Origin of the sequence: Stenotrophomonas sp. Marseille-Q4652, from assembly GCF_916618915.1 — a bacterium.
Taxonomy (GTDB): Bacteria; Pseudomonadota; Gammaproteobacteria; order Xanthomonadales; family Xanthomonadaceae; genus Stenotrophomonas.
Genome location: NZ_CAKAKE010000001.1, coordinates 969,638 through 995,211 on the forward strand (window position 1 = coordinate 969,638; position 25,574 = coordinate 995,211).

Annotated in this window: 25 protein-coding genes; 10 read left to right on the forward strand and 15 right to left on the reverse strand. The window is 65.6% G+C overall.

Annotated features, from left to right (window positions below; translation table 11 throughout):
* Positions 1–3 precede the first annotated feature (3 nt).
* Both LG380_RS04455 and LG380_RS04460 read right to left on the reverse strand, forming a co-directional pair.
* A complete protein-coding gene (locus tag LG380_RS04455) occupies positions 4–969 on the reverse strand; it encodes an efflux RND transporter periplasmic adaptor subunit (RefSeq protein ID WP_081770103.1) in 966 nt (321 codons plus the stop codon).
* Positions 966–2,243 (reverse strand): TolC family protein, encoded by a 1,278-nt coding sequence (locus LG380_RS04460; RefSeq protein ID WP_043689475.1) that lies wholly within the window; start codon positions 2,241–2,243, stop codon positions 966–968. Before LG380_RS04460 ends, LG380_RS04455 begins: the two co-directional genes overlap by 4 nt.
* Before the next feature lie 183 nt (positions 2,244–2,426).
* Between LG380_RS04460 and LG380_RS04465 the strand changes: the two genes are divergently transcribed.
* A complete protein-coding gene (locus LG380_RS04465; protein ID WP_225763781.1) occupies positions 2,427–3,377 on the forward strand; it encodes an IS481 family transposase in 951 nt (316 codons plus the stop codon).
* Here the strand turns inward: LG380_RS04465 and LG380_RS04470 are convergent.
* Together LG380_RS04470 and LG380_RS04475 are read right to left on the reverse strand one after the other, a co-directional pair.
* On the reverse strand, positions 3,328–3,690 hold the full coding sequence (locus tag LG380_RS04470) for a hypothetical protein (protein WP_225763782.1): 363 nt from the start codon (positions 3,688–3,690) through the stop codon (positions 3,328–3,330). The two genes, LG380_RS04465 and LG380_RS04470, sit on opposite strands and share 50 nt — an antisense overlap.
* Positions 3,687–4,304, reverse strand: coding sequence for a cation transporter (locus LG380_RS04475; RefSeq protein WP_024867892.1), 618 nt, complete (start codon positions 4,302–4,304; stop codon positions 3,687–3,689). The genes LG380_RS04470 and LG380_RS04475 overlap by 4 nt, the downstream gene beginning before the upstream one ends.
* 90 nt (positions 4,305–4,394) lie before the next feature.
* On the opposite strand from LG380_RS04475, the gene LG380_RS04480 reads away from it, so the two are divergent.
* On the forward strand, positions 4,395–4,826 hold the full coding sequence (locus LG380_RS04480; RefSeq protein ID WP_024867893.1) for a helix-turn-helix domain-containing protein: 432 nt from the start codon (positions 4,395–4,397) through the stop codon (positions 4,824–4,826).
* Positions 4,827–5,084: 258 nt separating this feature from the next.
* Here the strand turns inward: LG380_RS04480 and LG380_RS04485 are convergent, their stop codons facing one another.
* The 3 genes from LG380_RS04485 to LG380_RS04495 are packed head-to-tail and all read right to left on the reverse strand — an operon-like array spanning position 5,085 to position 6,101.
* Positions 5,085–5,321, reverse strand: coding sequence for a hypothetical protein (locus tag LG380_RS04485; RefSeq protein ID WP_225763783.1), 237 nt, complete (start codon positions 5,319–5,321; stop codon positions 5,085–5,087).
* On the reverse strand, positions 5,299–5,718 hold the full coding sequence (locus LG380_RS04490) for a hypothetical protein (RefSeq protein WP_225763784.1): 420 nt from the start codon (positions 5,716–5,718) through the stop codon (positions 5,299–5,301). Before LG380_RS04490 ends, LG380_RS04485 begins: the two co-directional genes overlap by 23 nt.
* A 56-nt stretch (positions 5,719–5,774) precedes the next feature.
* Complete coding sequence (locus LG380_RS04495; protein ID WP_225763785.1) at positions 5,775–6,101, reverse strand: helix-turn-helix transcriptional regulator; 327 nt, start codon at positions 6,099–6,101, stop codon at positions 5,775–5,777.
* A 102-nt stretch (positions 6,102–6,203) separates the two neighbouring features.
* Here LG380_RS04495 and LG380_RS04500 point away from each other — a divergent pair, with 102 nt between their 5' ends.
* A complete protein-coding gene (locus LG380_RS04500) occupies positions 6,204–6,533 on the forward strand; it encodes a hypothetical protein (RefSeq protein WP_028917137.1) in 330 nt (109 codons plus the stop codon).
* 40 nt (positions 6,534–6,573) lie between these two features.
* Here the strand turns inward: LG380_RS04500 and LG380_RS04505 are convergent, their stop codons facing one another.
* Positions 6,574–7,587: a hypothetical protein gene (locus tag LG380_RS04505; protein WP_225763786.1), complete on the reverse strand. Its 1,014-nt coding sequence runs from the start codon at positions 7,585–7,587 to the stop codon at positions 6,574–6,576.
* A gap of 834 nt (positions 7,588–8,421) precedes the next feature.
* Here LG380_RS04505 and LG380_RS04510 point away from each other — a divergent pair.
* The 3 genes from LG380_RS04510 to LG380_RS04520 are packed head-to-tail and all read left to right on the forward strand — an operon-like array spanning position 8,422 to position 11,979.
* Positions 8,422–10,191 carry a Mu transposase C-terminal domain-containing protein gene (locus LG380_RS04510; RefSeq protein WP_225763787.1) on the forward strand — a complete coding sequence of 590 codons (1,770 nt, stop codon included), beginning with the start codon at positions 8,422–8,424 and terminating at the stop codon, positions 10,189–10,191.
* 5 nt (positions 10,192–10,196) lie between these two features.
* Positions 10,197–11,114: a TniB family NTP-binding protein gene (locus LG380_RS04515; RefSeq protein ID WP_225763788.1), complete on the forward strand. Its 918-nt coding sequence runs from the start codon at positions 10,197–10,199 to the stop codon at positions 11,112–11,114.
* Complete coding sequence (locus LG380_RS04520; RefSeq protein WP_225763789.1) at positions 11,107–11,979, forward strand: TniQ family protein; 873 nt, start codon at positions 11,107–11,109, stop codon at positions 11,977–11,979. Before LG380_RS04515 ends, LG380_RS04520 begins: the two co-directional genes overlap by 8 nt.
* A 143-nt stretch (positions 11,980–12,122) precedes the next feature.
* On the opposite strand, the gene crcB is transcribed toward LG380_RS04520, so the two are convergent.
* From crcB to LG380_RS04545, 5 genes are all read right to left on the reverse strand, one after another.
* Positions 12,123–12,542, reverse strand: a complete 420-nt coding sequence (crcB, locus tag LG380_RS04525; protein WP_225763790.1) for a fluoride efflux transporter CrcB — start codon at positions 12,540–12,542, stop codon at positions 12,123–12,125.
* Positions 12,543–12,645: 103 nt separating this feature from the next.
* Positions 12,646–14,007 carry a replication-associated recombination protein A gene (locus LG380_RS04530; protein ID WP_225763791.1) on the reverse strand — a complete coding sequence of 454 codons (1,362 nt, stop codon included), beginning with the start codon at positions 14,005–14,007 and terminating at the stop codon, positions 12,646–12,648.
* A gap of 42 nt (positions 14,008–14,049) precedes the next feature.
* Entirely contained in the window at positions 14,050–14,691 is a 642-nt protein-coding gene (gene lolA, locus LG380_RS04535) for an outer membrane lipoprotein chaperone LolA (RefSeq protein ID WP_225763792.1), read from the reverse strand.
* A 101-nt stretch (positions 14,692–14,792) separates the two neighbouring features.
* A complete protein-coding gene (locus LG380_RS04540; protein ID WP_225763793.1) occupies positions 14,793–16,712 on the reverse strand; it encodes a DUF3857 and transglutaminase domain-containing protein in 1,920 nt (639 codons plus the stop codon).
* Positions 16,713–16,754: 42 nt separating this feature from the next.
* Positions 16,755–19,112, reverse strand: coding sequence for a DNA translocase FtsK (locus LG380_RS04545; RefSeq protein ID WP_225763794.1), 2,358 nt, complete (start codon positions 19,110–19,112; stop codon positions 16,755–16,757).
* A 289-nt stretch (positions 19,113–19,401) separates the two neighbouring features.
* Here LG380_RS04545 and trxB point away from each other — a divergent pair, with 289 nt between their 5' ends.
* The 4 genes from trxB to infA all read left to right on the forward strand — a co-directional run bounded on the left by trxB (position 19,402) and on the right by infA (position 22,666).
* A complete protein-coding gene (gene trxB, locus LG380_RS04550; protein WP_225763795.1) occupies positions 19,402–20,382 on the forward strand; it encodes a thioredoxin-disulfide reductase in 981 nt (326 codons plus the stop codon).
* 94 nt (positions 20,383–20,476) lie between these two features.
* Positions 20,477–21,616 carry a GNAT family N-acetyltransferase gene (locus LG380_RS04555; RefSeq protein ID WP_225763796.1) on the forward strand — a complete coding sequence of 380 codons (1,140 nt, stop codon included), beginning with the start codon at positions 20,477–20,479 and terminating at the stop codon, positions 21,614–21,616.
* On the forward strand, positions 21,613–22,359 hold the full coding sequence (aat, locus tag LG380_RS04560; protein ID WP_225763797.1) for a leucyl/phenylalanyl-tRNA--protein transferase: 747 nt from the start codon (positions 21,613–21,615) through the stop codon (positions 22,357–22,359). The genes LG380_RS04555 and aat overlap by 4 nt, the downstream gene beginning before the upstream one ends.
* Positions 22,360–22,447: 88 nt before the next feature.
* Positions 22,448–22,666 carry a translation initiation factor IF-1 gene (gene infA / locus LG380_RS04565; RefSeq protein ID WP_005409596.1) on the forward strand — a complete coding sequence of 73 codons (219 nt, stop codon included), beginning with the start codon at positions 22,448–22,450 and terminating at the stop codon, positions 22,664–22,666.
* A gap of 193 nt (positions 22,667–22,859) precedes the next feature.
* On the opposite strand, the gene clpA is transcribed toward infA, so the two are convergent.
* Both clpA and clpS read right to left on the reverse strand, forming a co-directional pair.
* Positions 22,860–25,139: an ATP-dependent Clp protease ATP-binding subunit ClpA gene (gene clpA, locus LG380_RS04570; protein ID WP_225763798.1), complete on the reverse strand. Its 2,280-nt coding sequence runs from the start codon at positions 25,137–25,139 to the stop codon at positions 22,860–22,862.
* 112 nt (positions 25,140–25,251) lie between these two features.
* Positions 25,252–25,572 carry an ATP-dependent Clp protease adapter ClpS gene (gene clpS, locus LG380_RS04575; protein WP_225763799.1) on the reverse strand — a complete coding sequence of 107 codons (321 nt, stop codon included), beginning with the start codon at positions 25,570–25,572 and terminating at the stop codon, positions 25,252–25,254.
* Positions 25,573–25,574: the final 2 nt, after the last annotated feature.

Below are 25,574 nucleotides of genomic sequence, written 5' to 3' on the forward strand. Positions count from 1 at the left end.
ACCTCAGTGCTCGTGCTCGGCGGTCGATTTCTCGATGTCCGCCTTGACGAGGAAGCTCTGCTCGACCACGACCTGCTCGCCGGCCTTCAGGCCGGACACGATCTCGACGCGCTGTGCGTCGCGGCGCCCGCCCCGCACCGGGCGCGTGACGTAGGTGTCGCCCCGGCGCACGTACACCACATCGTCCTCGCCGGCGGTCTGCAGCGCGCCGAGCGGGACCACGAGGTTAACGGGCTGGTGATCGACCGTCACCCGCGCCTTTACCGCGGAACCCGGCCGCCACAGGCCGTCGAGGTTGCGGATCGTGGCACGCGCCACGGTGCTCTGGCTCGCGGTGGCGGTTCCCGGCAGCACGCGTTCGAGCGTGGTTTCGGCGGTGACGCCATCGCTCATGCGGGTAACCAACACCGGTACGCCGGCGGTGATGTGCTGTGCGTCCGCGCCGAAGATGTGCAGGTCCACCCACAGCTCCGACAGGTCCGCGATCTCGTACAGCGCCGCGCCCTCGCCGGCGACCGTGCCGATCGACGCGTTGCGCGCGAGGACCACGCCGGAAATCGGCGCAGGCACGGTGTAGGTGGTGAGGCTCAGGTTGCTCTCGATCGTGGCCAGCGGCTGCCCGGCCCGCACGCGGTCGCCCACGTTGGCGCGCAGCGTACGGATCGGGCCGGGAAAGCGCGCCATGACCTTGGCGACGCGGCCTTCGACGGGCGTGAGCAATCCCTGGACTTCGTGCTCGTCGGCGATCACCCCGGCGGCAGCCGGTGCAACGCGAATGCCGGCGTCCTGCGCCACCTTCGCGGCGATGGTGGTGCGATCCATCGCCTCTTCGTGACCTTCCTCTTCGTGGCCGCCCGCTTCGGCCTGCGATTCGTCTTCATGGCCGGGCTCACCCGCGGGCTTGGCGCCGCCACAAGCGCCCAACAGGACAGCCAGCGTCAGCGCGCTGATCCGGTGCATCCACTTCATGGGGTGTCTCCTTGCGTCGCCCGTGTCGGTGCCGCCACGAAAGGCGCTCCGGTCAGGCGTTGGATTTCGATAAGGGCGCGCTGGGCTTCAAACGCGGCGTCGAGTTGTTGTTTGCGCGCGGCGGTGCGTTCGGACTGCAACTGCGCCCATTCCAGGTAGCTGATGGCCCCGGCGCGGTAGGCGCGCTCGGCCGCCGCTTCGGCCCTGGCGAGCTTGGGCATCACGTCGGTGCGCAGCCGATCCAGCTCCACCTGCGCCGTGAGGTAGCGCCCGTGCGCTTCGGCCAGTGTCGAATACAGCGACAGCCCCTTGGACTCGCGTTCGATCTCCAGCGCGGTGAGTTCGGCCTCGGCCACGCGGATCTCCGGCTGCGCGCGGCGACTCGCGCCCAGCGGCATCGACACACTGCCCACGAGGGCCAAGTCGTCTGTTGACTGCAACCTGCGGATGCCGACTTCCCAATCCAGATCCGCCTTGGCATCGGCACGCGCGAGTTGCAGGCGCGCCTCACGGATACGGCGCTCACCGACGAACTGCGCAAGCTCGGGCGTCTGTTCCAGCAAGCTCGCCAGGGTGGCAAACGCAGGCACCTCGGGCAGGACCGTCGGGTCGCCAGCCACCGCGTCGAAGGTGGGTGATCGCTCGCCCCACAGGGCGGCCAGGTGCTGCCGCGCCGCCGCATGGCGTTGCTCGGCACGGGCACGATCCAACTCCGCTCGGGCCAGGGCCGCCTGCGCGGTCAGCACGACCGACTCGGGCGAAGCGCCGGCCTGCAGCCGTTGCCGCGCTCCGGCGACGGTACGTTGCCGCTGGGCAATGTCGAGCTCGGCGATCTCGCGCTGGCGTTGCGCGGCGACCATCGCCAAGTAGCGACGCGCGACTTCCGCCAGCAGGTCGAGGCGCCGGGCCTCGCGCTCGACCGCCAGGGCATCGATGCGACTTTGCGCCAGCGTGCGACGCGCATCGAGCTTGCCGCCACGCTCCAGCACCGACGCCAGGGTCAGGGTCAGCTCCGCGCCGCTCAGGCCACTCGCCTCGCCGGTGCCGAAAGCGTTCTCGACGCTGGCGCCGGCGACCAGTGGGGGGCGCAGGGTTGCGCGGCCCAGTTCGGCGGCGAGCACGTTGTGTCGCGCCCCGAGCAGGCGCAGATCGGGATGGGATTCGGCGACGCGCGCAAATGCGTCGTCCAGGGAGAGTCGATCAGCCGCGTTCGCCGGCCATGCAATGGCGGACACGGCGACCAGTGCGGCGAACGCCGCAAGTCGCACAGACATGGAAACACTCCAATCGGAAAGGGCCAGAAGCCGGCATCAGCGCCGGTGGGGCGTCAGGCCGAGATCGGAGGTCGGAAGGGGGCGAGCCATCGCCCGCTAGGTGTGATCTCTCAGTAGGTTGTTCATCCGGGGTGATCCCGGAAGACTGGAGGTGCGAATCAGCCACCCCTCCAGGAGCCCCGGATGAACCTGCATAAACATGCCCGTCTTACGCCTCGCGGTCGAGCCTTGCTTGTGGAGCGAGTGATCAACCATGGCCTGCGGGTCGAGGAGGCAGCGCATGCCGCGGGCGTGAGCGTCAGAACCGCTTACAAGTGGCTGCGCCGCTTTCGCGAGGAAGGCTGGGCAGGCCTGGATGACCGGTCATCGCGCCCGCACCGCTGTCCGCATGCCACCCCACCATCGGTGGCCGCCGAGGTGACCGCGCTGCGCCGTCAACGCCAGACCTACCGCCAGATCGCATTGGCCCTGCCGGTCGGCCTGAGCACCATTGCCCGACTGATGCGCCGTGCCGGGCTGCACCGGTTGGCCGAGCTGGATCCTGCGCCCCCGGACAATCGCTACGAGTATCACCAGGCCGGGGACCTGCTGCATCTTGATATCAAGATGCTGGGTCGCTTCTGGCGCCCTGGCCATCGGGTCACGGGCGATCGCCAGGGCGCCTCCGATGGCGCAGGCTGGGAGTTCGTCCACCTCGCCATCGACGATCACTCACGAGTCGCCTTCGGCACCATCGAAGATGATGAGCGCGGATCCAGCGCCTGCCGCGCACTGCTTCAAGCCCTGCGCTACTACCGCGGCCTGGGCGTCACCTTCACCCGGGTGATGACCGACAACGGTGCCTGCTACAAGTCCCGGCGCTTCCGCCGGCTCCTGCGCCGCTTGGGCCTGCGCCATCTGCGCACGCGACCCTACACCCCGCGTACCAACGGCAAGGCCGAACGCCTGGTCCAGACCGCTTTGCGCGAATGGGCCTATGCCCGCTCCTACGACAGCTCGGAGCAGCGTCGGCACGCTCTTCCTCGCTGGCTGCACCAGTACAACTGGCACCGGCCGCACGCCAGCCTTGGCTACCAACCCCCGATCAGCCGCATCCAGCTTCCACTGAACAACGTCCTGGGTTTACACAGCTAGGCACAAGGCGCGAGTCCGTCAGGTTCGTGGGTTCGCTGTGACTGATCCGGGGCAGCACCAGCGGTGCAGCGGGTGTAGGCACCACATGCCCGCAGCAGTGAGCCAAGTGGTGCATGACGTGCAGCGTGCCGGCGGCATTGCCCTCTTCATCGGGCGCTCCGGTTTCGCTGATGTCGTGCACGCTCGCGGCGCCGTGCGACAGCTCGTGCAATTCGCTCACCGAGCCCAGCACCGGCTGCAGGACCACGCTCAACGCCAATGCCGCCAGCATCAGCCAGCGACAGAGGGACAGCGGGGGACGGCGCGAGGTCATGCAGAGGGCGATTTCGATTCGGCGCGGGCACGGCGGGCATCGCCGAGGATCTCGATGGCTTCCTTGATCACGTACAGGCCGATCAGGGTGCCGATGACGTAATCCGGGTACGGGGTGGCGAGCCAGAGTACCAATACACCGGCCAGGATGACGCCGATGTTGGCCACCACGTCGGCGCGGGTGAACAGCCAGGTGGCACGCAGGTGGACCTCGCCCGCCTTCAGCGGGGCAAGCAGGCGCAGGACGGTGACGTTGACCGCAAGCGACAGCAGCGCGGTGCCGATCATCCAGCCGCTGAGCGGCTCGGCGCCATAGACGACGCGCCGGCCCACCTCCACCAGCACGCCGATACCGAGCACGAGCAGCACGCTGCCACTGAGCCAGGCCGCGTTCGCCTTGAAGCGGGCGGTGCGCCCAATGGCCACCAGGCCGATCGCGTAGGCGGTGGCGTCGGACAGCATGTCCAGGGCGTCGGCCAGCAGGCCGGTCGACTGGGCGATCCAGCCGGCAAGGCCGCCGATCACCGCCATGGCGGCGTTGAGCACCAGGGCGATGCGCAGTACGCGCCGCTCCTGTGCGTTCTTTGCCTCATGGTGGCAGCCGCAATCGCTCATCGGGGTCCTCGTCGAACAGATGCCACCCGGCCAGGGTGGCGGCGGAATGCGGCGAAGGATAAAGTCTGTAGTAGCTACGGAGTCAAGCACGTGAAGATCAGCGAAGCGGCCGCCGCCAGTGGCTGCCACCTGGAGACCATCCGCTACTACGAGCGCTCGGGCCTGGTGTCGCCGCCCAAGCGCACGCACAGCGGCTATCGCTCCTACACCCCCGCCGATGTCGACCGGCTGCGCTTCATCAGCCGAGGGCGCGAGCTGGGCTTCAGTCTGGAGGAGATCCGCAGCCTGCTGCGCTTGGACGACGACCCCACCATGTCGTGCCGCGACGTCGACGCCATGGCCCGCACCCATCTGGCCGATATCCAGGGGCGCATCGCAGAGTTGCAGCGTATGGCGTCGGAACTGGAACGGGTCATTGCCGACTGCGCCGGCGGCGAGCGCGGAACGTGCACCATCCTGGGGGCACTGCGCCGGCCGGGCAGCGCCCAGGTTTCATGTCCGGAACCGGGGTGCCGCTCATGAGCCTCGAACGGTATCTGGAGGCCGCCGGACGCAAAAACACGCAGCGCAGGCGAACTTGTCGGCTGCTAGCCACGATAACGCCCCCTAATCGCGCATAGCTGCTTCACCTGGAAGATGGCCGATGCGCTACATCGGCCACACCAAGCAGGCCTGCAGTTCACCGCAAGCTTGATGCGCACATCAGGTTCTTGGCTGGCCGACGGCGATGGGCGGCTGGCGGCTAGGCACGTTGCTGATCAACAACGAATTCTGCCAGCACTAGCCCTCGCTCAGGATCATTCCGCCATCTTGTGCCCATATGACATTCTTCAGCTCGCCATCAACGTGCTTGGCGACCTCGGACTTGACGGCGTCGATACTTGACAGCGGCTCAGTTTCGATCCGCTTGGCGCCCTTCAGGTATACCACCCCGACCCAACGGCCACCGTCTACCGGATGCAGATGAAGCTCGTTTGCCGCATTGGACACGGAATCAGTCAGACCCTGGCTGCTCATCTTCCACCTTCTCATTTCGCGGCATGGGGCCGGGCCAAAGCCCTCGCTCGAACGCAGGATTCAGGAACTGGGACAAAGCTTCGATCTGCTCGCCAGACAATGAAGCACGCACTTCCTTGGCTATGCGGGCGTGCTGCTGTTCCGGTAGTTCTTGTGGCGCACCAGCGTCGTCCGCATCCGGCTGACCGGTTCCGGCACGCTGCAGCGGCATCGCTGCGCGAGCCAGGTCGTCCAGCAGGAGATGAAACACCTCGTCCTCTACTCGGCACTCCGCAAGGACACGTTCGCGGATGTAGTCGGCGAGTGATCGGCCTTCCATGCGGGCGGACTCGACGAGCTTGCGCTTCTCCTCGGAGGTAAAAGCGACCTTCACCGATGCGTTCCGGACGTCAGGCATTCACGTCTCCCGAGTCACCGTCCGAATGGACGGCGCGCACACCGTCAGATCGGCCGTTACTTGCTTGTGGCAGTTGACTGCTCGACCTGCTTCACCAGATCGCGCTTCTGCGTCTTGCTGAGATCGTTCCAGCGCAGCAGCAGCTTGGGCAGCATCTCGTCCTCGGTATACAGGAACGCGGCAGGGACATTCAAGGCTTCCGCAAGCTTCTTCGCCATCTCGGCGCGGGGCTCGTGCACGCCGCGTTCGTACTGGTTGACGCGAGGACTCGCCACTTCAGGCTCCATACCGGCCAGAACGCCAAGCTGAGCCTGGGAAAGACCCGCACGACTACGTGCTTCGGCCAGTCTCTGGGCAAAGATTGGACGCGTGGTGTCGGACACTGTGCCCCCTATGGTTGGAACCATAGGATGGCGCAAGCGTCCACGCTTTCACACTAAGATATCCTTAGTGTCCGGTCAAGTCTTCAAGGATCCAACTGCTCCATGGGCCTCTACCTGGTCGCACCTGAGCACGGCATAGCCCTCGAGGTCCCGATCTCGGAGTCGGACGAGCGCGCCCTCCTTCGTCAATGGGCCCGGTTGCGAGAGGCTGCCGCGCGCGAGCGATTCAACGTCAGGCTTGGCAAGCACTTGACCAGCGCACTGTCTGAAGCCTTGGACTGGGATATCAAGGCACCAACTGATGCCCAGATGGCGCTGGCGGCGGTGCTCGCCCAAAAGCTAGCGACGGATGTCCCGCCCGGGGCATTGTCCTCCCGCTTGGAGATGTCACTCTTCATCGACAAAGCGTCCGCTCGCCTCCGCGACGGCTGACCGGTGCGCCCGCTGGTGCTTTTGTGGCTCTCGTTCCGGCTCATCGAATGTGGTCGGGAGGCAGGCGCACGCATTGACCGGATGCGAGTACTGAGGCACCCCAATCGCATCTCGCGTTGTTCTCTGCGACGAAAGCGGACAGGCGCGGCTGAACCGCGTCCGATGGCATGAGCGTCCTGAGACGCGGCCCCAGGCCACACAGAAGATCAAAGCCGAAGTCGAGCTGCAGTAACCGACGCAGCTGCCGAGTATTGCCCACCAGGGAGAAACCTGGCCAACCACGCATGTGAAGGTTCAACGCTGTCCGTCTGAGCCATTCTGATTGTGACTGGAGCATATTTCGGTCCAGGTCCATCTCGAACTCCTCCCCGGCAGCCATCGGGAAGATGTATCGGATAAAGAACTCGAACAGCTCGACCGAAATGAACTTAAGCGGGCTTGCAACTGCCGCCATCAGCAAGGTTCGATGCAGTGATCGACCAATCGTGAAGGCTCTCGATCTATCGCCATTCACATAGGCGTCCTGCAACAACACCACGGTAGCCGCCAACGACTGCAGCCCCGCTTGTCCTTGCAGGCTCCTCAACGACGTGCCCAATGCTTTTCGAAGAACGTAGCGTCCTTTTGCCAACTCCCGCTGGTCGAACACGGCAGTCTGGATACCAGGCCCAAGGGCTCGCAGAAGGGTGTCTCCATTGCCCTTCGGTGCTTTGCTGATGTCCAGGGCACACCAGGCGGGGCTCATAAGCGGCTCATCCGATCCGGGGAGCTTCTCCGCGCACGCCCGTACCGTTTCGGCTCCCGGGAGGTGCAGCCCACCGGCGTACTTCGCCCAGAGGTTGTTGTGGTGAAACCCGTCCTTGTAGGTCTGCGGCTGAAGCAGGCGACCGAGGCCGTATGCCGTTTCGCAACCTGATTGCGCGCGCAACTCCTCGAACCACAGGCCAACTCTGAGCACATCGAGCGCCCTGCGTGCAGAGTCCGGCTGTCCAGCATCTGCACGCCGAATCAGCTGCTTCAGACGTGTATCGCCGTAGGATTTGAAGCGATTCAATGGCTTAGGCTCGCAGGAGAGGTGGCGCAATAGAGTAACGACGGCCTTCGTCGTTCCTTGTGGGCCCAAATCCTAGCAGCCGTTACGCTACGTGCGTGACCTGCCATGACAAGCCAGCGGATCCGCTCGCCGACGCCTTGCAGCAAGACTTGCTGCACCGGTATGGGCCTGTAATTGGTCAAGACGAGCTGCGTCAGGCGCTGGGCTACGCCTCCGGAGACGGCTTTCGCCAGGCGTTGGCACGGGGCCTGGTCCCGGTCCCTGTCTTCGCCATCCCACACCGGCGGGGGAAGTACGCGCTCACCAAGGACGTTGCCTCATGGCTTGCCGGGCTGAGGCGCCGAGCGACTCCTCCGGCGGCCGCATGAGCCCGAAAGGAGCGCGAGCCGGACGACACGGGGCCCGCATCAGGAAGTACCGAGAGATTTCCCGGCACGAACGGACGCGTGCGGATCATCCGGGGCAAGGGAACGAACAGAGAAGGAGCCGACGATGAGCGAGTGAGATTCCATCGCTCGAACGAACTGGGCCACGCACGCCAATGCGGGGCCCAGTAGCTGAAACGGATTCACGCCCGTTGAGGCTATGTTCCGAGCGCCCTCCTAGGAAGTCAAGTTCCCCTGCCCTGTTCAAACAGGGCGGGATGTATCTGAACGCGCCGGTTCGCCTCAAGGGGGCCGGCAGGGAGAGCTCAATGCCCATCAAGTCCTATTCCCGGCGCATGCCGGGTTCCTCAGCTATGCCGGCACGTCTGCAGAGATGCTGCGTGGGTGGCAGCAACCGCAACCACGCAAGGTCGGAGCAAGATCTCAACGTCGATCAAGGAGGTGTCGAATGAGCCTCCTACTGAACCCGGGAACCGTCTGCATGGCCAACGGGCGAGTGATCCAGATCGACGGGGCGAGTTCGATTTCGCAAGTGGATGCGCGAGACATGGGGACGGGGAAGATGATCACCGTTCCCATTGCCCAGATCGAGGCACTTCCTTCGACCGGCGCTGGTAGGGAGGCAGGAACCATCCACGAAGCGGAATGGAGGCGGTGTACCGAGCTTGCCAAGGATCTGAGTGCCCTGCTTGATTGCAGGGAGGTACCTCGAGTTGCTCTCACGAAGCTAGCCAAGCGATACGAGCTGAGTGTCCGCCAGCTGCAGCGCATCCGTGCCGCCTTTGCGAAAGATCCAAGGGCCAGCACCCTAGCCAGGAAACCAGGTGGCCGGCCGCTCGGATTCTGTCGGCTCGACCCACGGGTCGATGCATTGATCCGGCACGTCATCGCCAAGCACTACATGCGTCGCGAAAAGCCGCCCAAGGAATACGTGGTGGTCCGTGCCCAGTCGATGGCGCGCCGACTTCAGCTGCCGATGCCGTCACGCAAGGCGATCTTGCTGCGCTTGAACCAGGAGATCGGTGTCGCCTCGGACATGGCACGCGAGGGCGGGCCAGCCGCCCATCAAAAGTGGCGGCCACGAGTGGGAGGTCTGAGGGTCGAACGGCCTCTGGACCTGATCCAGATCGATCACACTCGCGCTGACGTCATGGTCCTGAGCGACGACCGTCTCGAAGTGTTGGGCCGTCCCTGGATCACCTTGGCGATCGACGTGGCGACTCGCTGCGTACTCGGCATGTACATCTCGATGGAGGCACCTTCATCGGTGTCGGTCTCGCTGTGCATCGAGCATGTCGTCCTGCCAAAGCCGGAGAACGCCACGGATCCTGGAATCTGGCCGATGTACGGCAAGCCGAGAAGGATTCTGGTCGATAACGGAAAAGACTTTCGCAGCATGGCGCTGGAGCGAGGCTGCGACGAACACCAGATCGACCTGACGTGGCGCCCGGTCAGGACACCGCACTACGGAGGTCACATCGAGCGGCTGATCGGCACGCTCATGAAAATTGCCCATCTCCTGCCGGGCACCACTTTCAGCAACGTCCGGGAACGGGGGAACTACGACAGCGAAGGCAAGGCCCGCCTGACCCTGGAGGAGTTCCGTCAATGGATGACGCAGAAGGTCTGCAGGTTCTATCACCAGCGCAACCATCGCGTGCTTGGCTTGCCCCCGATCGTTGCGTGGGAGCGCAGTCTCACTGATGCGGCAGGAAACATCACCAGTCCCCCATTGATTGCGCGGCCAAGGGACTTCCGGATGGATTTCCTGCCCTTCGAAACGCGCCTAGTGCGTCGCACCGGGATCGAGCTCAGGGGATCGCGCTACTGGCATGACGATCTGGTTCCCATGCTCCGCTCGGATGCGCCTGTACGGGTCCGCTATGACCCAAGAGATCCGAGCGAGGTCTGGATACGACGCTCGGACGGGGTGCTGGTGACGGCAGCCCTGATCGGCGGCCGCGCGGCGGAAGCTACTCTCGGCAGGAAGGTCGATCGGATCACGCAAGCCAGACTTCACGCCGAAACAGACAAGGGGTTCGAGGTCACCGACCGCATCGAGGCCATTGCGCAGAACGCTACCCGTGCGGCTCGCGGCGGGAAACGCCCCGACAAGCGTGGCGCGTCTTCTAGAGAGGCAAATCCCGCAGAGCCGTCGCCAATCGTAGATGTGTCGATCCCCAGCCATGCCGCCCTTCAGCTTGAAGAATGGAGCTGACGGACATGAGCGATTTCAGACACCTTGACCCCTCGGCACGTGGGCAACTTGACCTGCCTGATGAAGAGCGAGCCGGCCGCATGCTCATCGAGCGATTCATCATGCACGAACGGCTGCTCCCAGTTCTTGACCACATCGAGTTCCTCATCCGAATGCCTTCCCAGACAAGGGCCAATGGGCTGGTTGTCTCCGGCAAGCCTGGTTCCGGAAAGACCATGCTGTCCCGTGCCGTCCTTCGCCGTCACCCTCCGACGCCGGCAATGGCCGGAAGGGCGGCCGGCCAACCAGTGCTGGCCATCAACATGACCAATGCCCGGGAAGCGAAAACGCTCTACAGCCGGATCCTGGTCCGGTTCGGAGTTCCTGAGCCCAGCCGCTACTCGGGAAGCGGCCGGGAGCGCATGGTGATCAAGCTCTGCCGAGCAGCGAATCTCAGGTTGCTGGTCGTCGACGAGATCCAGGACATCCTGACGACGACAGCACGCCAGCAGCGCATCGCATTGGACACCATCAAGTTCCTCATGAACGAGTTGTCTTTGCCGATCCTCATATTGGGGACATCCCAGGCACCCGCGGCGATGCAGGTCGATGAGCACTTGAACGCGCGTTTCAAGTACCGGGAGTTGCCTATCTGGACGCGCGATGCGTACCTGAAGAACTTCCTCGATGCATTGGAGAAGGCGCTTCCGTTGCGCAAGCCCTCCTATCTGTCTTCGCCGACGCTCTCGACGGAGTTGACGCGACTGTCGAGGGGCGTTCTGCAGACGATCGTTCAGTTGGTGACCCACGCCGCTGCCCATGCCGTCGAGTGCGGAGAAGATCGGATCACGGCGGCGCTATTGGAACGCGCCATGATCGAACCGCCGCTGGCTGCTGCGAGACAAGCGGCTCTACAGATCGAACTTCGGAGGATCGATGCTTGAAGCTGAACCCGCCCGCCAGCGTTGGTGGATTCGGCCGCCGATGCCGGACGAAACGCTGCGTTCGGTCATCAACCGCGCCGCCGCGCTATACGAGTGCCCGCCCAAGCGGCTGTGGGAATGCCTGAACTGGGACGACCCGCAACCGTACGGGGAAATCGACTCACCCGCTCTCCGCGTGCTGCGCAGGATGGCCATCGCTATGGGGCTGCCACCCTCCGACCTGTCTGCTCAGCGCCTGCCGGACGCTCCTTGGCTCCTTGCCCCACAAGCGGATGAGGTCTATTGCCCCTTGTGCTGGACAGACGACCGGCGCCGAGGTGACCCACTATGGTTCCGTCGCGGGTGGAGGCGGGTTCTTCGCACCCGGTGCGCGGTTCATGGATTCCCGCTCCTTCTCTGCCCAGAGCAGTGGACTAGCTGGCCCCAGGTCCGCGAGTTCCAACTCCCCGACCTGACCGCACACGAGCAGCGGATTCTTGAGTTGATTGCGTCATTTGGGGAAAGCCTCGAGCGCAGCTTGTATGAGGGCGCTCCCTGGCCCGCAAACCTGGCCGGTAATCCTCATGCCGCGCGCCAGCTGCTCATCGCCGTCAGCTTCAACATGAACAAAGTCAGGGACATCCCTTTAACGAAGTGCATCCAGACCAGCGGGAACCTCGCGATGTACGTCCACGGTCCTTCGCACCACCAAGAACCGGTCAAAAAGCTGCGATGGGACGGGTACCGGGAGATCGCCGATCCGTCGATTCGGCGCGCAAGCCTTTGGATCGCGGCATGGGAACTGATGCGCGAGCGTCCAGATGAGTTGTCGCCAGGATTGAGCAGGCTCCCGCCCGTGGTCGGACCCGCTGTCTGGCGTGTTTGACGCATCCTTAACCCTTTGAAGGGGTGATTGATCCGTAGCCATGGCGCGCAGTCCGGTCATGGCCCTTAACCGCGTCGCTTCCCAAACGTGCAGGGGCGAGGCGCTCCTGAGATCGCACCAAAGGACCCTTACAATTCAATTGGTTACGGTGAAATGATCTTTTGCGACATGGTTAAAAGGTTACCGACACGTGCGCCCAGCCAGACCAGCAGCATTCCCCCTGCCAGGCTGATGCCCAGGTACAGCGGGATCAGCGCATTGCGGGCTTCGCGCTGGAACACCAGGGTTTCCACCATCAGCGACGAAAACGTGGTCAGGCCGCCGAGCACGCCCACGATCAGGAACGCGCGCCAGTAATTTTCGCCAGCACGGCCTTCCAGCCACACCAGCAGGAAGCCGGCGGCCAGTGCGCCGACCAGGTTCACCGTCAGCGTTCCCCAGGGAAAGCCGCTGCCAAGGCTGCGCAGCAGGCTCGCGCCGACCAGGAACCGCAGCACGGCGCCGAGGGCGCCACCGGCTGCAACCAGCGAGATCTGTTGCCACAGCGATGCCGACGGCGTCATGGATTGCTTCCGTAGCGGGTCTGGGTAACGACCGCTGCGCCGCGGTAAGGGTTGGCCGCAACTCCGGCCACCAACATTGCAGTCTTGCCGGCAGTGGCCAGCATCACTGGTTCTTCCCGGCCCGCGCCTGTTCGCGCATCGCCCGCAGCCGATCCAGCTTTTCCTTGAGCTTGATCTCCATGCCGCGCTCCACCGGGCGGTAGTACACGCGCTCGCCCATGGCATCCGGGAAACCGGTCTGGTCCAGTGCGATGCCGCCTTCGGCGTCGTGGTCGTACTGGTATTCCTTGCCGTAGCCGAGTTCCTTCATCAGCCTGGTCGGCGCATTGCGCAGGTGCAGCGGGACTTCCTGGGTGCCGGTCTCGCGCACTTCCTGCTTGGCCAGGTTGAAGGCCGCATAGCCGGCGTTGGACTTGGCGGTGCTGGCCAGGTACAGCACCAGCTGGGCAAATGCGAGCTCGCCCTCGGGGCTGCCCAGCCGCTCGTAGATGTCCCAGGCCTCCAGCGCCATGGTCTGCGCGCGCGGATCGGCCAGGCCGATGTCCTCGATGGCCATCCGCGTCAGCCGGCGCGCCAGATAGGACGGATCGCAGCCGCCGTCGAGCATCCGCGTCAGCCAGTACAGCGCGGCGTCCGGGTTGGAGCTACGCACGGATTTGTGCAGGGCCGAGATCTGGTCGTAGAACTGCTCACCGCCTTTGTCGAAGCGCCGGGTACGATCGGCCAACACCTGCAGCAGGGTCTGCGGAGTGATGCGACCGCCCTCGCCCACGGCCAGTTCGGCGGCGATCTCCAGCAACGTCAGGGCCCGGCGCACGTCGCCGTCGGCGGCGCTGGCGATCTCCAGCAGCGACTCGTCGCTGACCTCGAGCCCCTCGCCTCCCAGCCCGCGCTCGCTGTCCGCCAGGGCACGCTTGAGCGCCTCGACGATGTCCTGCGGCGAGACTGCTTCGAGCACATGCACACGACAGCGCGAAAGCAGCGCCGAATTGAGTTCAAACGAGGGATTTTCGGTGGTCGCGCCGACGAACAGGATGGTGCCGCGCTCGATGTGCGGCAGGAATGCATCCTGCTGGGCCTTGTTGAAGCGGTGCACCTCGTCCACGAACAGGACAGTGCGACGGCCCTCGGCGAAACGCTGCGCGGCTTCGGCCAGCACCTGGCGGACCTCGGGCAGGCCTGACAGCACGGCCGAGATCGCACGGAACTCGGCATCGGCGTAATGCGCCAGCAACAGCGCCAGGGTGGTCTTGCCGCAGCCCGGCGGCCCCCACAGGATCATCGAGTGCACGCGCCCGGATTCCATCGCACGGCGCAGGGCGGTGCCGGGGGCAAGCAGGCGCTTCTGCCCGACCATCTCGTCCACGTTGCGCGGACGCATGCGTTCTGCGAGCGGACGCATGCCCTCGCGGTCAACGCTCAGCAGGTCGGGAGTATCAAAGGAGGTATTTCGGGATCTGGCCACCGCGGCATTCTATCGCGGTGGCCAGTGGCAACACGTCGTGGCTCAGCGGTCGCCGACCACGTCCACGTCCTTGCCCGGGATGTAACGGAAGGTGTTGGCGGCGAAGCTCGGGTTGCGCTTCCAGCCGGTGAAGTTGATCACCGTGCGCTGGCCCACCGCATCGAGCACCTCCATGCGCCCCAGCCCCTCCTTGCCGAAGCCCAGCGCGGCGTACTGGAAGCTGGCCTCGGTGTTGACCTTGGGCGTGAGCGACAACCACTGCATGCCGTCGCGCGGCGCGGCCTCCTCGCTGACGTCGTACTGGCGGTCCAGCAGCGCTGGATTGATCAGCGCGGTGAGCGGGCTGTTCTGCTCCTGCTCGCCCTGCTCGCGCACGGTGGCCTGCGACAGGTCGGGCTCGTAGACCCACACCTTCTTGCCGTCGGCCACGATCAGCTGCGGATGCGGGCGCACGTATTCCCAGCGGAACAGGCGCGGCGCCGACAGCGCGACCTTGCCGCTGGAGGTTTCCTTGACCTTGCCGCGGGCGTCGAACACCTGCTGCGAGAACTGGCCTTCCAGGCCCTTGAGGCCACTGGTGAAGGCCTTGAGCTCGTCGCGGCCGCCGGCATCGGCATTGCCGGACGCAAGGCCGGCGACGGCCAGAGTGGTAGCGATCAGGCTGTGGCGGAGGAAAGCGTGCATGGCGGACCCGGTAGTCGTTGGAACTGGGCGGCCAGTGTGCCGCGAAATAGCTGAATGGGCGATCAGGATCTGCTGCCACAACCGTCCGGGTTGCCGGTGATTCAGCGCGGCTGCGCAACCCGGCCCAGATCGCCGTAGATGACCTGGCTGCGGAAGCCGCGACGCACCTGCTGGTACAGCTCCCGGAACAGCAGATAGTCCTGCGGCTGGCACAGCTGCCCTTCCCCGCGCACGGCCCGCTGTTCGAGTTCGTGCTCCGCCACCACCCGGCTGCCGTCGCGTCGCCAACGTACGCTGTAGCGCCCGGCCGCGTTGCTGAAATCGATATCGCGCGGCACCGCCACTACTGGCACGGAGTCCGGGAACTGCAGCTCGTAGCGCTCCTGCTGGCGGCTGCCGGTGCAGTGGAACGGCGACTCGATGGCTGGCGACGAGGTGCGGGCATGCAGGTCGCGGAACGAGTCGGCGCCCGGCATCTGCGGCAGCTGCAGGCCACCGGGTTCGTCGAAATCCACGTGGTCGGTGGCCTGGAAACGGTAGCCGTAGGTGAAGGGCCGGGTCAGGTCCTGCGGTGAGCCGCTGGCTTCCAGCCTGCCGCTGCCGCTGAAGCCGGACGAAGCCAGGATCGACTCTTCCACCCGGCCGCGGTTGTGGCCGGTCAGGCGCGCGAACGAGGAGCGCATGCCCATTTCCGCCGTATCGCCGGGCAATAGACGGGTCTGCCCGGAGACATCGCCATTGCGCTCGAACACGAAGCTGGCTTCCGCGCGCCGTTCGTCGCGGCTGGCGTCGTTGGCCGGCGTGCGCGCCAGCTTGCCATCGCGGGTATGCACAACCGGCGCACCGAGGTTGGCGGCGGGCAGCTGGCCGAACCGTGCGTAGGGGCTGGTCGCGTCCAGGTACAGGTCGAATTCGGGCAGGTAGTTGATGGCGTGGTTGAAGCGGCCCAGCACTGGCACCGGCGGCAGGGTCGGCCCGCCGCCCGCGCCGATCAGCACCGGCGTGCTGTCGATCCCCCTGGCCGCGAGGAGTGCCTGCAGCAAGGCCACGTGGTCCTTGCAGTCGCCGTAATGGTTGCCGAGCACCTCGGTCGCGGAATTGGGCTCCAGCCCGCCATTGCCCAGGTACACCGCCACATAGCGGATGTTCTGCGCCACCCAGCGGTACAGTGCCGCGGCCTGTTCTCGGCGGTCTTCGATGCCCAGCGTCAGCCGTGTGGCCAGCGCACTGATTTCCGGCGTGACCTCCGCGGCCGGGGCCGCCTTGAGGTGGTAGGCCGTGCCCATCTGCGACCAGCCCCGGTAGGTGCTGGCCATGATGATCGGACTGAACTCCCAGGCCGCCGCGCTCCAGTTCTGCGCCTTCATCGGCGACAGGTTGCGGTGGTGCCACTGCCAGTGCGCCTTGCCATCGCGGATCGTGGGCCTGCTGCCGCCCTCCACGTCGCGGGCGTGGATGTTCAAGGCCATGCCAGCGGGCGCGACCAGCGAGACCTGGGCGTCGTCATAGCGGGTGTACACGCTGAAGGTTTCCCACAGCCCGAAATAGCCGGGGAAGTACGGTTGGTTCTGCGAACGGCGGGTGCGGTAGACGATGCGCGTGCCCGGCGACAGGTTCGGGAACACCAGCACCCTCACCTTGCGGTCGGCATACATCGCAGCCGAGGCGCTGGAATAGCTTTCCTGGGTGTAGATGCGCTCGGGCGGAACGTCGCGGCGATGGCCGTCGGGAGTCACCGAGTACGCGGCCAGCACTTCCAGCGCTTCCATCCGCTCGCTGTAGTCCAGCCGCACCTGGCTGAACTGGTCGACGCCGGCCTTGGTGTGCAGCTGGATCTCGTATTCCTCGGTACGCACGCTGGAGGCATCGGCGCGCACCTCGTAGTCGCTGCGGTAGCGGACCACGCTGTAATGGTTGCCGGGCTCCTCGTCAGCCGCGGTGACGGGTGCGGCCTCCTGCGCAGGTGCGGTGATCGACCACAGCGCCAGCACCGCCATCAACAACCATCGTGTCCCTGACATGCATTTCCCCAAAGGCGTGTCTGTGGTGGATGGCGCCGCCGCTTACTTGGGCGGCGGCGGTGCAAGTACGGTGCGGTCGCCGTTGTGCTCTGGCGCGCTCACCACGCCAGCAGCTTCCATGGCCTCGATCAGGCGGGCGGCGCGGTTGTAGCCGATCTTGAGCCGGCGCTGCACGCCGGAAATCGATGCACGGCGCGTCTCGGTGACGATGCGCAGGGCCTCGTCGTACAGAGGATCGGACTCGTCCCCTCCCCCGCTGTTGCTCTCCGGCAGGCCGGTGGCGCCAACGACGGTGCCATCGCCCATCATCTGCACCTCGTCCAGCACGCCCTCGATGTAGTCGGCCGGGCCGCTGGCCTTGAGGTGCTCGACCACGCGGTGCACTTCCTCGTCGGAGACGAAGGCACCGTGCACGCGGTCGGGCATCGCGGTTCCCGGCGGCAGGTACAGCATGTCGCCATTGCCCAGCAGTGCTTCGGCGCCGGACTGGTCGAGGATGGTGCGCGAGTCGATCTTGGAGCTGACCTGGAAGGCGATGCGGGTCGGGATATTCGCCTTGATCAGGCCGGTGATCACGTCCACCGAGGGGCGCTGCGTGGCCAGGATCAGATGGATGCCGGCGGCACGCGCCTTCTGGGCCAGGCGGGCGATCAGCTCCTCCACCTTCTTGCCGACGATCATCATCATGTCGGCGAATTCGTCGATGAAGATGACGATGAACGGCAGTGGCTCGAGCTGGCGCGGCGCCTCGCCCAGTTCCGGGTTCGGCTTGAACAGCGGATCCATCAGCGGCTGGCCGGCGTCGATGGCGTCGCGGACCTTCTTGTTGAAGCCGGCCAGGTTGCGCACGCCCACCGCGCTCATCAGCTTGTAGCGACGCTCCATCTCGGCCACGCACCAGCGCAGGCCGTTGGCCGCCTCCTTCATGTCGGTGACCACCGGCGCGAGCAGGTGCGGGATGCCCTGGTAAACGCTCAGCTCGAGCATCTTCGGGTCGATCATCAGCATGCGCAGGTCTTTCGGGCTGGCCTTGTACAGCAGGCTCAGCACCATGGCGTTGACCGCCACCGACTTGCCCGAACCGGTGGTACCGGCCACCAGCAGGTGCGGCATCCGCGCCAGGTCGGCCACCGTCGGCCGGCCGGCGATGTCCTTGCCCAGCGCCAGGGTCAGCGGGCTGGCGGACTTGTCGTATTCCCGGGAGCGCAGCAGCTCGGAGAGGAAGATCATCTCGCGGCTGACGTTGGGGATTTCCAGGCCGATCACCGACTTGCCCGGAATCACGTCGACCACGCGCACCGACTTCACCGACAGGCCGCGGGCGATGTCCTTGTCCAGCGAGGAGATCTGGCTGACCTTCACGCCGGGCGCCGGCTCGATCTCGAAGCGGGTGATCACCGGGCCTGGATAGGCGCCCACCACCTGCGCTTCGATGCGGAAATCCTTGAGCTTGAATTCGATCTGCCGCGACAGCGTTTCCAGCGTCTCTTCCGAATAGCCCTTGGCCTGCGGCTTGGGATCGTCCAGCAGCGCCAGCGGCGGCAGGTCCGAACCATCGCCGTTCACTCCCTGGAACATCGGGATCTGGGTCTCGCGCTTGGCGCGTTCGCTCTTCTCGATGACCGGTGCCGGCGGCGGCTCGATCCGCACCGGTTCGCGCTTTGCCCGCACCACCGCATCGACCTTGCGGACTTCCTCGCGCTCCTCGCGCAGGGCGCGGGTCTGCTGCCAGGTCGCGGCCTGGTCCTTCTTCTTGTCCAGCAGCGGGCCCAGGGCCATCACCCAGCGGCCGATGGTTTCCATCACCGCGAACCACGACAGGCCGGTGGCCAGGGTGATCGAGGTCAGCAGCAGCACCAGCACGAACAGGTTGGCGCCGAGCGCGCCAAAGCCGGCGCTGAGCGAATTGCCGACCAGTTTGCCGAGAATGCCGCCGGCATCGGCGACGTCACCGACGTACAGGCGCACGTGCAGGAAGCCGGTGGCCGCGATCACGAGCCCGACCAGCCCGACCAGGCGCAGCGCCGGATCCAGTTCACCCTCGCCGCGCCCTTCGCGCTTCAGACCGAACAGCGCCATCCAGGCGACGGCGCCCAGCACCAGCGGCAACAGGAAGGCGACGTAGCCGAACAACTGCAGCAGCACGTCGGCGATCCAGGCGCCGACGCGGCCGCCCATGTTCTGGACCGGCGCCACCACGCTGCCGGTCTGCGACCAGCCCGGATCAGTGCCCGAATAGGTGAACAGGCTGGCCAGCAGGTACAGCAGTGCCGGGGCAATGGCGATCAATGCAAGGTCCCGCCACAGCCGGTGCCGGCGCGGAGTGTCCGCCGCCGATACCCTGCCCGCCGCGGACCTGCCGCCCGGTGCCTTGCCTCGTTCGGGAACCTGTTTCGCCACTTTGACCAGACCTTAGAAATGCGTGGTTAGCGATTGATATTAAACGACGGACCGGGACGTTTCACCCTGCCCGGATCTGCCTTGGGCAGGCGATGCGACCCATCGGCAGCAAGGCCGCGGTACGCGTTGCCTGCACGCCCGGGATGGGGACGGCCGGACGCCGGTGATCTGCGCAGTTCCATCCACGCGCCTTGATTCGCCTTGGTGTGGACGCCACTCTATGGGATCGCTGAACACGATGCGGCTTCGCCGCGATCGTGCCGACATTCCAACTCTTTCGCGAGTAAACATGAGCCTTTCTGCCGCCAATCCGACCAAGCATTCCCCCCTGTTGATCCTGGGCTCCGGCCCGGCCGGGTGGACTGCCGCGGTGTACGCCGCCCGCGCCAACCTCAAGCCCGTGGTCATCACCGGCTTGCAGCAGGGCGGCCAGCTGATGACGACCACCGAGGTCGACAACTGGCCCGGCGACGTCCATGGCCTGATGGGTCCGGACCTGATGGCGCGCATGCAGGCCCATGCCGAGCGCTTCGACACCGAGGTGGTGTTCGACCACATCCATACCGCCGATCTGTCCAAGCGCCCGTTCACCCTGACCGGCGACAACGGCACCTACACCTGTGACGCGCTGATCCTCGCCACCGGTGCTACCGCCAAGTACCTCGGCATCCCGTCGGAAGAGGCGTTCAAGGGCCGTGGCGTCTCCGCCTGTGCCACCTGCGACGGCTTCTTCTACAAGGACCAGGACGTGGTCGTGGTCGGCGGCGGCAATACCGCCGTGGAAGAGGCGCTGTACCTGTCCAACATCGCCCGCAAGGTCTACCTGGTCCACCGCCGTGACACCCTGCGCGCGGAGAAGATCATGCAGGACAAGCTCTTCGCCAAGGTCGAGGCCGGCAAGATCGAGACCGTGTGGCACCACGAGGTCGACGAGGTGCTGGGCAACGAGATGGGCGTGACCGGCGTGCGGGTGAAGTCCACACTCGACGGCAGCACCCGCGACATCGACGCGCACGGATTCTTCGTGGCCATCGGCCATACCCCGAACACCAGCCTGTTCGAGGGTCAGCTGGCCATGGACAACGGCTACCTGAAGATTCAGTCCGGCATCTCCGGCAACGCCACCGCCACCTCGGTGCCGGGCGTGTTCGCCGCCGGCGACGTCACCGACCAGCACTACCGCCAGGCCATCACCTCGGCCGGCTTCGGCTGCATGGCCGCGCTGGACGCCGAGCGCTACCTCGACGCCAACGGCAAGACTGCCGGCTGACCAGGCCAATGGACCCGGCTCCGGCCGGGTTTTTTTTCGGAGATCGCCAACCGCGGGATCGACGCTTCCGGCATCGGTCCGTAGCATCAGTGCGATGGCCGACGTCCGCTTCCTCCCTGCCCTTGCTTCCATTCCGGCCGCGGACTGGGATGGCCTGCACGATGGCAGCAACCCCTTCATCAGCCACGCCTTCCTGCACGGGCTGGAGCTGCATGGCTGCCTGCGCCCGGACTGGGGCTGGATGCCACGCCACGCCACGTTGTGGGACGACGGCCGGCTGGTGGGCGCGGTGCCGGGCTACCTGAAGGAGAACTCGCACGGCGAGTTCGTGTTCGACCACGCCTGGGCCAACGCCTATGCGCGACACGGGCTGGACTACTTCCCGAAGTGGCTGGGCGCGGTGCCCTACTCGCCCGTCACCGGCCCGCGCCTGCTTGGCCATGGCGATACGCAGCGGACGGCGCTGTTGCAGGGCATCGTCGACCACGTACGCGACACCGGGCTGTCCTCGGCCCACATCAACTTCCACCTCACCGACGAGGCGCGGTTGTTCGACGGGTCGTGGCTGCTGCGCCAGGACGTGCAGTTCCACTGGCTCCGGCAGCCGGGGTGGGAATGCTTCGACGACTTCCTGGCCGCGATGGACCACAAGCACCGCAAGAACATCCGCCAGGAGCGCGCCAAGGTGGCGCGGCAGGGCGTCAGCTTCCGCATCGTGCATGGCGATGAAGCCAGCGAGGCCGACCTGGTGGCGATGCACGGCTTCTACCTGCAGACCTTCGCCGAGTACGGCAATGCCCCGGCGCTGACGCTGCCGTTCCTGCGCCACTTGGCCAGCGCGATGCCGCGCAACCTGGTGATGTTCCTGGCCATGCTGGGCGGTGTGCGGATCGCCGGTGCGCTGTGCCTGCGCGGGCGCAACACGCTGTACGGGCGCTACTGGGGTGGGGCCACCCTGCCCGGCCTGCATTTCGAGACCTGCTACTACCAGGGCATCGAGTACTGCCTGCGCGAAGGACTGGACCATTTCGAACCCGGCGCTCAGGGCGAGCACAAGATCGCGCGCGGCTTCCTGCCGACCCTGGTGCACAGCCAGCACTGGATCGCCGATCCGGATTTCCGTCAGGCGCTTGCACGATGGTGCGCGGAGGAACGCAAGGACGTCGGCCGCTACGCACGTGCCGCTGCCGCCCATTCGCCGTACCGCACTGGCGCGCGGGATCAACTGCCATGAGCCGCCATCTGCCCTTCCGCCTGGACCTGGCCCCTGATGCGCCGTTCCCGCCGGCCGAACTGGCGCTGCGCGAGCCTGACGGACTGCTTGCCGTCGGCGGCGACCTGTCGCCGGAGCGGCTGCTCAATGCCTATGCCGGCGGCATCTTTCCCTGGTACTCGCATGGCGAGCCCATCCTGTGGTGGTCGCCGGATCCGCGCATGGTGTTCGCCACCGATGGTGTGCGGCTGTCCTCGCGCTTCCGCCGCAGCCTGCGCAACAGCACCTGGACCGTTCGGGCCGATACCGCTTTCGCGCAGGTGATCGAGGCCTGTGCCAGCAGCCCGCGTCCGGGCCAGGACGGCACCTGGATCACCGAACAGATGCGGCAGGCCTACCTGGAACTGCATCGCATGGGCCACGCGCATTCGGTGGAAGTGTTCGACGGAACCGGGCTGGTCGGCGGCATCTACGGCGTGGCGCTTGGGCGGATGTTCTTCGGCGAGAGCATGTTCAGTGCTGCCAGCGGCGGTTCCAAGGTCGCCCTGGCTGCACTGGCGCTGCGGCTGCACCAGTGGGGCTGGCCGTTGATCGACGCCCAGGTCGAGAACAGCCACCTGCTCTCGCTGGGTGCATTCCACCTGCCACGGGTGCTTTTCCTGCAGCAGGTGGACGCACTGGTCCAGATGCCGGAAGTACCCGGGACCTGGACTACGCGGTTCGGGGTGATGGACGCAAGCGAACTGGCAACTGACCCGAGCTGAATCCGTCACTTTGCATCGCCGGGCGAAGCCGCGTAAAATACCCGCCCTTAAGGCCCATGAGGCCGTTTGCAGAACTGCACAGGACTACATGTCGAAAGACGACTCCATCGAGTTCGAGGGCACCGTCAGCGAGACGCTGCCGAACACCACTTTCCGGGTACGTCTGGAAAACGGGCACGAGATCATCGCCCACATTTCCGGCCGCATGCGCAAGAACTACATCCGTATCCTGACGGGCGACCGCGTCAAGGTTGAAATGACGCCGTACGACCTGACCAAGGGCCGGATTACCTACCGCATGAAGTAAGTCGGCATCCTGCCGCGCCCAGAGAAGCCAGCCGCCGCGCTGGCTTTTTTGCGTGGGCGAAAGCAGGGCTTCCGGCCCAACCTACTGTTCGTGAGCGCCGGAGGCAAGCCGGGCGATCCACATCTGCACGATCCCCAGAAAGCAAAGAGGCGGCCGAAGCCGCCTCTTTTTCGTTTCCCTGCTGGTCCGCTGATCAGACCGTGGCCGGCGCCAGCCGCTCCGGTTCGGACTGGGTCTCGACCACCAGCTCGCCATCGCGTACGTCGATGCTGGCCCGCCCGCCGTTGACCAGCTTGCCGAACAGGATCTCGTCGGCCAGGGGACGCTTGATCCTGTCCTGGATCACACGCGCCATCGGGCGCGCACCCATCAGCGGATCGAAGCCGTGCTGGGCCAGCCAGTCGCGTGCGGTCGGCGTCGAAGACAGGCTGACGTGCTTTTCCTGCAGCAGCATTTCCAGCTCGATCAGGAACTTGTCGACCACGCGCAGGATGTGTTCGAAGCCCAGTGGCTGGAACTGCACCACCGCATCAAGGCGGTTGCGGAATTCCGGCGTGAAGCTCTTGCGGATCACCTCCATCGCATCGGACGCATGGTCTTGGCGGGTGAAGCCGATCGAACGCCGCGAGGCCTGCGCCGCGCCGGCATTGGTGGTCATCACCAGCACCACGTTCTTGAAGTTCGCCTCGCGGCCGTTGGTGTCGGTCAGCACGCCGCGGTCCATCACCTGCAGCAGGATGTTGAAGATATCCGGATGGGCCTTCTCCACCTCGTCCAGCAGCAGCACGCAGTGCGGGGTCTTGACGATCTTCTCGGTCAACAGGCCGCCCTGGTCGAAGCCCACATAGCCCGGAGGCGCACCGATCAGGCGACTGATCGAATGCGACTCCATGTATTCGCTCATGTCAAAGCGCACCAGCTCGATGCCCAGCTGCAGGGCGAGCTGGCGGGTGACCTCGGTCTTGCCCACGCCGGTCGGGCCGGCGAACAGGAAGTTGCCGATCGGCTTCTCGGGGTTGCCCAGCCCGCTGCGGGCGAGCTTGATCGCCGAGGCCAGCGTCTCGATCGCCGGATCCTGGCCGAAGATCACCATCTTCAGGTTGCGCTCCAGGTGCTTGAGCACGTCCTTGTCGGTCGCGCTGACCTGCTTGGCCGGGATACGCGCCATCTTGGCGATGATCGTCTCGATCTCCTCGATATCGATCAGCTCCTTGCGCTGGTCCTCGGGCAGCAGGCGCTGGCGGGCACCGGCCTCGTCGATGACGTCGATGGCCTTGTCGGGCAGCAGGCGGTCGCCGATATGCTTGACCGACAGGTCCACCGCCGCCTGCAGCGCGTCGTCGGCGTAGGTGACGCTGTGGTGCGCCTCGTACTTGGGCTTGAGGCCCTGCAGGATCTCGTAGGCCTCGCCGACGGTCGGCTCGACGATGTCGATCTTTTGGAAGCGGCGGGCCAGTGCCCGGTCCTTCTCGAAGATGCCGCGGTATTCCTGGAACGTGGTCGAGCCGATGCAGCGCAGCTCGCCCGAGGCCAGCGCCGGCTTGATCAGGTTGGAGGCATCCATGGTGCCGCCCGACGCAGAACCGGCACCGATGATGGTGTGGATCTCGTCGATGAACAGCACCGCGTTGGGGATCTTCTTCAACGCGCCGATCACGCCCTTCAGGCGCTTCTCGAAATCGCCGCGGTACTTGGTGCCGGCCACCAGCGCGCCCAGGTCGAGCGAGTAGATGACGGCGTCGGCCAGCACCTCGGGGACGTTGCCCTCGACGATGCGGCGCGCAAGCCCTTCGGCGATCGCGGTCTTGCCGACACCGGCCTCGCCCACGTACAGCGGGTTGTTCTTGCGGCGGCGGCAAAGCACCTGGATGGTGCGTTCGATCTCGTCGCGGCGGCCAACCAGCGGGTCGATGCGACCGGCCTGGGCCTGCTCGTTGAGGTTGGTGGTGTACTCGGCCAGGGCGTCGCCCTTGCCCTCGCCCTGCTCGCCGCCCTCGGCGCGGCCCTCATCGGCCGACGACGGCGAATCGCCCTCCTCGCCCAGCTTGGCGATTCCGTGGGAGAGGTAGTTGACGATATCCAGCCGGGTGACGTCCTGCTGGTTGAGGTAGTACACGGCGTGCGAATCCTTCTCGCCGAAGATCGCCACCAGCACGTTGGCGCCGGTCACTTCCTTCTTGCCCGAGGACTGCACGTGGTAGACCGCCCGCTGCAGCACACGCTGGAAACCCAGGGTCGGCTGGGTATCGCGACCATCCTCGTCGGCCAGGCGCGAGACCGAGGCCTCGATGGCCTGCTCCAGGTCGTGGGCCAGGCGGTCCAGGTTTGCCCTGCAGGCCTTGAGCACGGCCTGGGCGGACGGGTTGTCGAGCAGTGCGAGCAGCAGGTGTTCGACCGTCATGAACTCATGCCGGGCCTCACGGGCGCGCTTGTAGCACTGTCCGATGGTTTGCTCGAGGTCTTTGCTGAACATGGGGAACTCCGCTGCTGTTGCCCAACACTATGCGGGCGATTTCGGAATTTTCCACAACCCTATCGGATTACAGCGTTCAGACGGCGTTAGTAAGACCTCACCCCAGCCGGACCTAGACCTGCTCCATCGTGCACAGCAGAGGATGCTGGTTGGTCCGCGAGAATTCGTTGACCTGGGCGACCTTGGTTTCGGCCACTTCCCGGGTATAGACGCCGCACACCCCGCGGCCGCGGGTATGGACGTGCAACATCACCTGGGTGGCCTTGTCCAGGTCCATGGCGAAGAAGGTCTGCAGCACGGTGACCACGAAATCCATCGGGGTGTAGTCGTCATTGAGCAGCATCACCTGGTAGGACGGCGGCGGCGCTACTTCGGGCTTGCCGGTTTCCACCAGCACGCCATGTTCGTTGTCTTGCTGGGTCTTGTGGGCCATCC

Coding starts and splice junctions, on each gene's coding strand:
- LG380_RS04455 (WP_081770103.1), bottom strand. CDS start 969: ATGAAGTGGATGCACCGGATCAGCGCGCTGACGCTGGCTGTCCTGTTG.
- LG380_RS04460 (WP_043689475.1), bottom strand. CDS start 2,243: ATGTCTGTGCGACTTGCGGCGTTCGCCGCACTGGTCGCCGTGTCCGCC.
- LG380_RS04465 (WP_225763781.1), top strand. CDS start 2,427: ATGAACCTGCATAAACATGCCCGTCTTACGCCTCGCGGTCGAGCCTTG.
- LG380_RS04470 (WP_225763782.1), bottom strand. CDS start 3,690: ATGACCTCGCGCCGTCCCCCGCTGTCCCTCTGTCGCTGGCTGATGCTG.
- LG380_RS04475 (WP_024867892.1), bottom strand. CDS start 4,304: ATGAGCGATTGCGGCTGCCACCATGAGGCAAAGAACGCACAGGAGCGG.
- LG380_RS04485 (WP_225763783.1), bottom strand. CDS start 5,321: ATGAGCAGCCAGGGTCTGACTGATTCCGTGTCCAATGCGGCAAACGAG.
- LG380_RS04490 (WP_225763784.1), bottom strand. CDS start 5,718: ATGCCTGACGTCCGGAACGCATCGGTGAAGGTCGCTTTTACCTCCGAG.
- LG380_RS04500 (WP_028917137.1), top strand. CDS start 6,204: ATGGGCCTCTACCTGGTCGCACCTGAGCACGGCATAGCCCTCGAGGTC.
- LG380_RS04510 (WP_225763787.1), top strand. CDS start 8,422: ATGAGCCTCCTACTGAACCCGGGAACCGTCTGCATGGCCAACGGGCGA.
- LG380_RS04515 (WP_225763788.1), top strand. CDS start 10,197: ATGAGCGATTTCAGACACCTTGACCCCTCGGCACGTGGGCAACTTGAC.
- LG380_RS04520 (WP_225763789.1), top strand. CDS start 11,107: ATGCTTGAAGCTGAACCCGCCCGCCAGCGTTGGTGGATTCGGCCGCCG.
- crcB (WP_225763790.1), bottom strand. CDS start 12,542: ATGACGCCGTCGGCATCGCTGTGGCAACAGATCTCGCTGGTTGCAGCC.
- lolA (WP_225763792.1), bottom strand. CDS start 14,691: ATGCACGCTTTCCTCCGCCACAGCCTGATCGCTACCACTCTGGCCGTC.
- LG380_RS04540 (WP_225763793.1), bottom strand. CDS start 16,712: ATGTCAGGGACACGATGGTTGTTGATGGCGGTGCTGGCGCTGTGGTCG.
- trxB (WP_225763795.1), top strand. CDS start 19,402: ATGAGCCTTTCTGCCGCCAATCCGACCAAGCATTCCCCCCTGTTGATC.
- LG380_RS04555 (WP_225763796.1), top strand. CDS start 20,477: ATGGCCGACGTCCGCTTCCTCCCTGCCCTTGCTTCCATTCCGGCCGCG.
- aat (WP_225763797.1), top strand. CDS start 21,613: ATGAGCCGCCATCTGCCCTTCCGCCTGGACCTGGCCCCTGATGCGCCG.
- infA (WP_005409596.1), top strand. CDS start 22,448: ATGTCGAAAGACGACTCCATCGAGTTCGAGGGCACCGTCAGCGAGACG.
- clpA (WP_225763798.1), bottom strand. CDS start 25,139: ATGTTCAGCAAAGACCTCGAGCAAACCATCGGACAGTGCTACAAGCGC.
- clpS (WP_225763799.1), bottom strand. CDS start 25,572: ATGGCCCACAAGACCCAGCAAGACAACGAACATGGCGTGCTGGTGGAA.